Genomic DNA, 7,877 nt, shown 5'->3' on the forward strand with positions numbered 1-7,877 from the left:
AAATTCCTAATTATGCTTTGCCTTGTTCTGGAATTTTTTTCCACGCATTGTCACGTAAATAAACGGGTAGTGCGAGATCGGCACTGAGCCAGTGTTTTTTTAAAGCATGTTCACGTGCAATCGTCGCTATATCCTCAGCAGTTGCTTGGACATTTGAATAATCATTTAATTCGGGATGAATACATTTTGTTCCCGAACCAATCATTTGAAACTTTTGATAGGCTGCAGCATTTTCATAATTTAATAATTGCTCTTCATCCACCAACTGCATTAAACCTTGAGCATTTAACTGAAAACTTGCGATGTAGACCTCACTCATTCTTGCATCAAGTACAGCCGTAACTTCTGTCAGTTGATACATTCGATAAGCAGCCTGTGCCAGAGCTTGAAGGGATGAAACAGGAATCACAGGCACGTCATGTGACCATGCAAGTGCCTGAGTGACTGCTGCATTAATACGCACACCGCTGAATGAGCCAGGACCACGACTAAAAGCGATCGCATCCAAATCTGAAACGTGTACTTCAGCTTGCTGAAAAGCTGCTTCAATCATTGGGAGGATAGATTGGGTCTGCGCTTTTGCACGATCATCTAGTTTATAAAAAAGTACTTGATTCTCATCAATTAACGAAACTGAGCACTGCTCATTGGCAGTTTCTAATGCAAGCAATTTCATGCATGCCCCTATAAATCGTTAAAAATGGTGCTAATCATACTCCACTCGAATTATTCCTGCGAGAGCAGATCTGTTCAGATTTAGTGATTATTGAACGCTGGTATCAATCTCAACACTTATATTTAAAATTCAAATTTTTCAAGCTGAGTGAAATTTTTGAAATGATGCGCATAATGCATCGCACTCATTTTGAGTTTAGCTTCTGCAAACTCATCTAATGTTTTAATTACTTTGCCAGGAGAGCCCATCACCAATGAATTATCTGGGATGATTTTACCTTCTGGAATCAACGCATTCGCGCCAATAATGCAATTTTTACCGATTACAGCATTATTTAATATGACGGCGTTGATACCAATCAAACTATTATCTCCAATCGTACAACCATGTAACATTGCTTGATGACCAATGGTGACATATTGCCCAACATTCAATTCAATGCCGGGATCAGTGTGTAAGACGGCATTTTCTTGAATATTACTGAAATCACCAATACGAATTTTGCAGTTATCCCCGCGTATTACCGCACCAAACCAAACACTCACCTCTTGTCCAAGTTCAACATCGCCAATCACAGTGGCATTTTCTGCAATCCATCCATTCCATGGTTGAATCGTCGTTGAAGGGGTTTTGTCTTGAAATTTGTACATCATATGCAGCAATCCTATGCATTTAATATTTTAATGTTGTTTGAAAATTGAAGATTTAAAACTTGGGGAATTGAGCAAAAAGGGCCAGTTTTTTTTATAATTTAAGCCATACTGAAACAACGAAATCAGGATCCTTGCTGTAAGACCCCATATCACCTCATTCTCAACTCTTAAACTTGGAAAATAGATTGATTGCTTAGCCAATCGAACTTCATAAGGTGTTGGGCGAGCATCCATCATTTCGCGGATTGAAGCAAAAAAAATACGATCGATTTCTGTAGGTTGTGGAACAAGCTTCACATTAGGCGGTATCAATCCAACAACAGGTTTTACTAAAACACCCGCTTTTGAGCGCTCTGAAGGCAGATCACCTAGCAACTTTACATCGAACGGATTCAAAGCCGTTTCTTCCCATGCTTCTCGGAGTGCAACGACAATATTACTGGTGTCGTTCGGATCTCTTTTTCCTCCTGGGAATGACACTTCACCCGCATGATTATTCATATAAATAGAGCGACGCGTCAGCAGAATTTTAGGATCATCTTCATTGGTGATTGCAAGTAATACTGCAGCATCAGCTTTTTGAATGCGTTTAGAAAACCTAAGGTGTTGTTGCAGTTGCAATGTTAATGAATGATCCATCATCTTGAATAGCTCGATCTCTCTTTTTTATTCTCATCCCATCATATATGAAATTTTGTGCATAAGGCTATAAATGATGCGAAAGTTATTTTTTTGGGGTATGCTGAATCATCTCATTTTTACTTGACAGCATATGCCTTTTTGCACGGCCTGTGGGCAACCGACGACCGAACAGATTCCTTTAGGTGATCATAAAGTACGCCAAGTCTGTACGCATTGTAAGACCATTCACTATGTGAATCCAAAGGTCATTTGTGGAGCCTTAGCGATTTGGGAAGATAAAGTACTCTTATGTCGTAGAGCGATTGAGCCGCGCTATGGTCTTTGGACGCTACCAGCAGGATATATGGAACTCTTCGAGACAATGGAGCAAGGTGCAGCTCGTGAAACTCGTGAAGAAGCTGAAGCTGAAGTGGAAATTGAGCAATTGTACTGTATGTACAATATCCCTCGTATTGGTCAAATTTACGTATTATTTAAATCTCACCTTGTTGAAGGTAAATTTGGAGCTGGTGAAGAAACCATCGAAAGTCGTTTATTTGAAGAACACGAGATTCCATGGGATAGTTTAGCTTTCCCAAGTGTTGAACGAACGCTTCGTCATTATTTTGAAGACCGAAAATCGAATCATTTTCCTACACACTTAGAGACCTTAGGTACTCGACTTGATCAAACAGGTTAAAAAAAACTCCATCTCATAAGATGGAGTTTTTTTGGTTAAGCTTTTCGACCTATTTGATAACAAGGTGGAGTGATGCATCATCCATTGCCTGCATCGCCATAGCATTCACGCTCACCGCCATTGAAGAAACTAAAGCCAATTTTGTGAATAATTTCATTATGTACTCTCCCAAGAGCATTTTTTTCATTTTTTTGACTGCTCTCCGTGTTTCTGAAGTTTTTATAATTTAACTACTGAAACTTCATCCTTGAGCAGTTCGCTTTGCAGTATTAAGTTAACCTTATGTTATCTTATGATCAATATCTGTTAAGAAAATTCGACCTATTCCCGATAAATGGCATAAGTGTGAACTAGTATTAAATGGGTGATGCAAATTTTCTGAAAAGAGTGTAACAAGTCACAAATGGTAAGTGCTTCATTTTTTAAACAAAACTTAAAAATTTCAGGACTAAGTAAAGCTGATTTTTTGCAAAAAATTGGTTCATTGACAGGATTGGTATATCTTGAAAATCAGGATTTACCGATTATCGGATTTTTGCCAAAAAAATATTGCGTTTATATAAACGGCGGATTCAGTCAATTTGTGCGTTGCTCTGATTTTAATTATCAGTATGAAAGCCAATTTTCTTCACTCAAAGATTTTGTTCAATGTAGCGAAAATTCACTTCCAGATTCTGCAAGCCATTATTTCAGAGGCGGTTACATTGGTTACTATGATTATAATTTTGCAGCAAATTTTCAAATCAACACCAAGTTAAAAAAACAACCACAATTGTTTTTTGGCTTGTATGAAAGCTATTTGATTTATGAAAATAATGATTGGGTTTTCTATAGCACTGAACATAATGCCGAGTGCCTTTATACACGATTATTAGACTGTTTTCAGCAATCTAGTCCATCATCATTTCAACTCAGTTCACCCATGCAAGCACGTTGGACTAAACAACAATATCGAACTGCATTTCAACGAGTACAAGATTACATTGTTGCTGGGGATTGTTACCAAATTAACCTAACTCAAGAATTTGTAGCACAAGCTGAAGGTGAGCTACTGAGTATAGCTAAACCTTTTTGGGCACTCACAAATGCTCCTTATGCTGCTTATCTTAAAATTGATAACCTTGAACTTTTGAGCTGTTCACCTGAGTTATTTATCGAGTTTAGACCCAATAAAAAAATGATCACTAAACCGATCAAAGGCACCATGCCACGCTTTAAAGATCCTCAAAAAGACCAAGAATCAAAACAAACACTCATCAACTCTGAGAAAGATAAAGCCGAAAATCTAATGATTGTTGACCTTCTCAGAAATGATTTAAGCATTTATGCAGAAACTGGCACTGTCAAGACACCAAAATTATTTAACATTGAAAGCTTTAATCAAGTCCACCACATGGTCAGTGAAATTGAAGCGACGTTAAAATCCGATGTTCATCAATTAGATGTTTTACACGCAGCGCTCCCCGGCGGTTCAATAACGGGGGCACCCAAAATTCGAGCGATGGAAATTATTGAAGAACTTGAAGAGTCCCCACGCGGTGCATACTGTGGCTCTATTGGTTATTTCAATTTTGATGGTACTGGTTCTTGGAATATTTTGATCCGAACAATTCAAAAATATCAGCAAGATGTGTCTATTTGGGCTGGTGGTGGTGTCACAATCAGTTCAGATTGCGATGCAGAATATCAAGAATGTTTTGATAAGGTTGAAGCCATGCTAAAACTGATGAATCAATGGTACGAATCATAAAAAAGCGACCTATCTGGTCGCTTTTTCAACAACAAAAATTTGCAGCACTCACACTTTTAAAATGTCATTCTTCAAGGTGTCTACTAAACGTTGATTTTGCTCATCTGTACCAATGGTGATACGCAAATACTGATTAATACGTGGTTTATTAAAATATCTTACGATAATGCCACGCTCTCGCAATTCATTTGCAAGCTGACCTGCATCTTTGCTAGGCAGTGTTGCAAATATAAAATTTGCGGCAGAAGGCAACACATCAAACCCTAAGGATTTCAGTTGCTCAACTAACTTTATACGACTAGCAATCACTTTGGCATTTTGCGCTTCGAAATAGGCTTGATCCTCGAAAGACGCCACTGCAGCGGCAATCGCAAAACGGTCCATTGGATATGAATTGAAGCTATTTTTTACCGCTTCTAACGCTGCAATTAAATGCGGCTGTGCAATCGCAAACCCGACCCGTAATCCCGCAAGCGAACGTGATTTCGAAGTTGTTTGACAGACCACCAAGTTGTCATATTTTTCTACGAGAGCCACTGCAGATTCAGCACCAAAGTCTACATATGCTTCATCAATCACAACCACTGAATTTGGGTTCGATTGAAGTACTTCCTCAATTGCAGACAAACCAAGTGCAATACTGGTAGGGGCATTTGGATTGGTGATAATGATGCCGCCATTTGGTTGCTTATAGTCATCCACAACAATTTCAAATTTTTCGTTTAAAGGCAAAGTTTGAGTTTTCACACCAAAAAATTGGCTATAAACAGGATAGAAACTGTAGGTAATATCTGGATAAAGAATTGGCAAATCTTGAACAAAAAATGCCTTAAAAATATGAGCTAAAACCTCATCAGAACCATTACCAACAAACACGTGTCCCACTGGAACATGTTGCTGTTTCGCAATTGCTTGCTTTAATTCCGATGCGTCAGGGTCAGGATACAAACGTAAAACATCCGCGCCATTTGCTAAAACTTGTTGTACCGCTTCTACAACTTTTGGAGATGGTGGATACGGGTTCTCGTTGGTATTCAATTTTAAAAGATTTTGGATCTTGGGTTGTTCACCAGGCACATAAGGCTCTAGTTCACGTACTTCGGGACTCCAAAAACGCATTTGCTCTACTGTAATATTCATTTTTAAATTCTCTAAATTCCCCTCACTGACTAAGGAGGTTAGGGAGAGATTTTTTAATTACCTTCACCTAACCTCACTTGCATTTCGATTTCAAGCAATGCTTAAAAACAGATTTAGAGAGGAATATTCATTCTAAATTTATCGCTTAAATTACTGATAACGATATCGTGCTGAACGAGCGTGAGCATCTAAGTTTTCTTGCTGTGCAAGAATATCTGCTGTTTTCGCTAAAGTTTTCACGCCATCTTCTGAACACATGATTAAGCTTGAACGCTTTTGGAAATCATACACCCCGAGTGGTGATGAAAAACGTGCCGTACCCGAGGTTGGCAATACATGGTTCGGACCTGCACAGTAATCACCAATTGCTTCAGGCGTATAACGCCCCATGAAGATAGCACCTGCATGGCGAATACCTTCAGCCATTTCTTGTGCTTCATCTAAACATAGCATCAAGTGTTCAGGGGCAACTTGGTTGATCAATTCTGCACCTTCGGCACGGTCTTTAACTAAAACGAGTGCACCACGATTAGCAATAGAAGTTCGTGCGATTTCTGCTTTAGGAAGTGCTTTTAAGTGCTCTTCAATTGCAATCGCGACCTCATGAAGCAGTTGCTCGTCTGGCGTAATAAATACAGCTTGAGCAACAGTATCATGCTCCGCTTGAGACAGAAGATCCATTGCAAGCCATTCTGCATTATTGTCCCCTTCAGCATACACTAAAATTTCTGAAGGACCTGCAATCATATCAATACCTACCTGACCAAATACGGCGCGTTTTGCTGCTGCAACAAAACGATTGCCAGGTCCAGTGATTTTGTCTACTGCTGGAATAGTTTCAGTACCATAGGCCAATGCTGCAACCGCTTGTGCACCACCAATCGTAAATACACGAGTGACACCTGCCAAATACGCAGCTGCCAACACCAATGGATTTAAATCACCATTTGGTGCAGGCACAACCATAATAATTTCAGGCACTCCTGCGACGTGTGCAGGAACTGCATTCATGAGTACTGATGATGGGTATGAAGCTAAACCACCTGGCACATAAATTCCAACACGGTCAAGCGGCGTCACTTTTTGGCCTAAGGTGTTACCCAAAGCATCAACATAGGTCCAACCATCTTGTTTTTGTGCCTGATGGAATTCACGGACACGATTTGCAGCCAACTCTAAAGCTTCTCGAACTTCAGCCGTTAAATGATCAAATGCAGCTTTAAGTTGCTCTTGTGTCAGTTCTAAATCTGAAAATTGATGCGCTGGATGTCGATCGAACTGTTGTGTGAGTTTGAGAACATGAGCATCACCATGTTGACGAACATCGGCAATGATTTGGTCTACTGTTTTTAAAAGTTCTGGGTCACTCACGGTTTCAAAAGCGAGCAAGTCAGCAAAGTCTTGCTTAAAATTTTGATCTTGAGTCGATAAACGTCGCATCAATTTATCCACAATGAAATTAAAGGGAAGCTTTAGTTTACCTGTTTTCTGTTGATTTGTGGGCATCTTCATTCAAGCAACCCAGATAGAAATGATTGAAAATAACTTTTGATTAAATTGAATTTTCTATTGAGCTCTGTTCTTATCATGATTTGATTTTATTCGGGGGAGTTTTAGATGAAAGAAATAGAAAAATATGTCGGTTACTATTTAGGTGTTTATGTCGTTGTTTTAGCTATTTGTGGATTCTTTCAATACTTTTATTACTGTCAAGGTCAATCATTGATTTGTGCTGTAAGTATGCATCGAATAAATACCATAATTACCACAACAGCTTATGTACTGACGCCAATAGTTGCTATTGTTGGTTTTCTTTCATGGAAAAAACAATTTAACTCCCAACAAATTTCAAAACTTTCTTTTCAAATTATCAGCTTACTAAACACCAACTATAGGGAACAGCTTAATTTATTATATTGGATTTCTGAAAGAAAAAACTCTTATGATGAGTTAAAATCTTCAGAAGACTTTAATCATAAAGTACAAGAAATTAAAGACAATACTGCCTATATTTACTCGTTAATATCAGATTTATCACGGTTTACTTTAGATAATCAATTAAATAGATTTCTTAATGATTGGAATCAAGGATGCAATATTTTCATATCAGATTTGAAAGTGCTAAATACAAAGCTAACGATAAATCAAATAAATTTCAAACTTAGAAAACATCCAGAATATGAAATTGATTTTATCCCAGTATATGTAAATCTAGATAAATTACAATTTCAATTAATAGAACAAATCGGCTTTGTTGCACAAACCTAGCATCAAAAGCTTATTCAGCAATATAATTTCAAAATGAATAAGCCTGCCTCTAAAATCTACCGTACAACC

At 38.3% G+C, this 7,877-nt stretch carries 8 protein-coding genes and 1 pseudogene; 3 read left to right on the forward strand and 6 right to left on the reverse strand.

Annotation, left to right across the window (positions count from 1 at the left end):
- Positions 1 to 10 precede the first annotated feature (10 nt).
- The 3 genes from tsaB to AC1M9D_RS11580 form a co-directional block, all read right to left on the reverse strand.
- On the reverse strand, positions 11 to 676 hold the full coding sequence (gene tsaB / locus AC1M9D_RS11570; protein WP_092768604.1) for a tRNA (adenosine(37)-N6)-threonylcarbamoyltransferase complex dimerization subunit type 1 TsaB: 666 nt from the start codon (positions 674 to 676) through the stop codon (positions 11 to 13).
- A gap of 122 nt (positions 677 to 798) precedes the next feature.
- Complete coding sequence (locus AC1M9D_RS11575; protein ID WP_035268256.1) at positions 799 to 1,329, reverse strand: gamma carbonic anhydrase family protein; 531 nt, start codon at positions 1,327 to 1,329, stop codon at positions 799 to 801.
- A 27-nt stretch (positions 1,330 to 1,356) separates the two neighbouring features.
- Positions 1,357 to 1,971 carry a CoA pyrophosphatase gene (locus AC1M9D_RS11580; RefSeq protein ID WP_035268255.1) on the reverse strand — a complete coding sequence of 205 codons (615 nt, stop codon included), beginning with the start codon at positions 1,969 to 1,971 and terminating at the stop codon, positions 1,357 to 1,359.
- 130 nt (positions 1,972 to 2,101) lie between these two features.
- Here AC1M9D_RS11580 and AC1M9D_RS11585 point away from each other — a divergent pair, with 130 nt between their 5' ends.
- Complete coding sequence (locus tag AC1M9D_RS11585; RefSeq protein ID WP_035268253.1) at positions 2,102 to 2,650, forward strand: NUDIX hydrolase; 549 nt, start codon at positions 2,102 to 2,104, stop codon at positions 2,648 to 2,650.
- 67 nt (positions 2,651 to 2,717) lie between these two features.
- On the opposite strand, the pseudogene AC1M9D_RS11590 reads toward AC1M9D_RS11585, so the two are convergent.
- A pseudogene (locus AC1M9D_RS11590) lies at positions 2,718 to 2,807 on the reverse strand (putative pilus system protein FilA); the annotation flags it as partial.
- 246 nt (positions 2,808 to 3,053) lie between these two features.
- Here AC1M9D_RS11590 and pabB point away from each other — a divergent pair.
- Positions 3,054 to 4,400, forward strand: coding sequence for an aminodeoxychorismate synthase component I (gene pabB, locus AC1M9D_RS11595; protein WP_481612224.1), 1,347 nt, complete (start codon positions 3,054 to 3,056; stop codon positions 4,398 to 4,400).
- 48 nt (positions 4,401 to 4,448) lie between these two features.
- Here the strand turns inward: pabB and hisC are convergent, their stop codons facing one another.
- Complete coding sequence (gene hisC, locus AC1M9D_RS11600; protein WP_481612225.1) at positions 4,449 to 5,540, reverse strand: histidinol-phosphate transaminase; 1,092 nt, start codon at positions 5,538 to 5,540, stop codon at positions 4,449 to 4,451.
- A gap of 150 nt (positions 5,541 to 5,690) precedes the next feature.
- A complete protein-coding gene (hisD, locus tag AC1M9D_RS11605; protein WP_481612228.1) occupies positions 5,691 to 6,992 on the reverse strand; it encodes a histidinol dehydrogenase in 1,302 nt (433 codons plus the stop codon).
- Positions 6,993 to 7,157: 165 nt separating this feature from the next.
- On the opposite strand from hisD, the gene AC1M9D_RS11610 reads away from it, so the two are divergent.
- The gene (locus tag AC1M9D_RS11610; RefSeq protein ID WP_481612226.1) at positions 7,158 to 7,808 is read left to right on the forward strand and encodes a hypothetical protein; all 651 of its coding nucleotides are present in this window, start codon (positions 7,158 to 7,160) and stop codon (positions 7,806 to 7,808) included.
- The last annotated feature ends 69 nt before the right edge of the window (positions 7,809 to 7,877 follow it).

The sequence above is a fragment of the Acinetobacter sp. ANC_7682 genome (assembly GCF_056779795.1).